Source organism: Tautonia sociabilis (assembly GCF_003977685.1).
Classification (GTDB): domain Bacteria; phylum Planctomycetota; class Planctomycetia; order Isosphaerales; family Isosphaeraceae; genus Tautonia; species Tautonia sociabilis.
Window position 1 is genome coordinate 1 of sequence record NZ_RYZH01000122.1, and the last position, 1,020, is coordinate 1,020.

1 protein-coding gene is annotated in these 1,020 nt (G+C 72.7%); it reads left to right on the forward strand.

The window, feature by feature from the left end; genetic code table 11:
• On the forward strand, nucleotides 1-989 hold a 989-nt coding region (locus TsocGM_RS25615), incomplete at its 5' end, for an IS110 family RNA-guided transposase (protein WP_126728290.1).
• Nucleotides 990-1,020 lie beyond the last annotated feature (31 nt).

Sequence of the window (1,020 nt, forward strand, 5' to 3'; positions counted from 1 at the left end):
AGAAGACCATCGTCCTGTGCGTCCTCGACGATCAGCTCAAGGTCGTCGCCCGACGCAGCTTCGCCTGCGGCGCCGTCGAGGACATCCGCGCCTTCTTCGCCGGGCTGGGGCCCTTCCGCGCCGTCGTCGAGGCCACCGCCAGCTATCACTGGCTCGTGGAGCTGATCGAGCCGCTCGCCGAGGCGGTCGTGCTGGCCCACCCCGGCAAGCTCCGCGTCATCGCCGAGTCGGTCAAGAAGACCGACCGCCTCGACGCCCAGGTGCTCGCCGAGTTCCTGGCCCGCGACATGATCCCCCGGGCCTACCGCCCCACGCCCCGGCAGCGCGAGCACCGGGCGCTGGTCCGCCACCGCCAGTACCTCAAGGGCCGGCTGACGGCCGTGAAGTGCAAGCTCCGCCACCTGCTGAGCGATTACAACGCCGACCGCAAGGACCTGTTCACCGCCGCCGGGCTGGCGCACCTTGCCGCGGCGCCGCTGAACGCCGCCGACCGCTTCATCGCCGATCAGCTGGTGGCCGAGTACCACGGGCTGCGGCAGCGGCTCAAGGAGCTGGCCGCGACGCTGAAGGACTTCGCCGCGGCGGCGCCGGTGGCCGAGGCCGAGGCCCGGGCGGTGCTGAGCACCATCCCCGGGGTGGGCCCGGTGACGGTGGAGGTGGTCGTCAGCGAGCTGGGGGACGTCGGCCGCTTCGGCTCGGCGAAGAAGGCCTGCGCGTATGCCGGACTGGTGCCGGCGGTCCGCGACAGCGGCGGCCGCAAGGGCAAGGAGCTGCCGATCACCAAGCGGGGCAGCCCGCTGCTGCGGTGGGCGTTGGTGGAGGCGGCGTGGCGGCTGATCCGTCAGAGCCGGCGGTGGCGGTCGGTGTACGACGGCATCAAGCGGCGCCGGGGCGGCAAGAAGGCGATCGTGGCGGTGGCGCGTCGGCTGCTGGGGGTGATGGTCGCCCTGCTGCGGACGATGACGCCGTACCGCCTGGCCGCGACCTGAGCCGAAGCCGAAGCCGAAGCCGAAGCCGAAG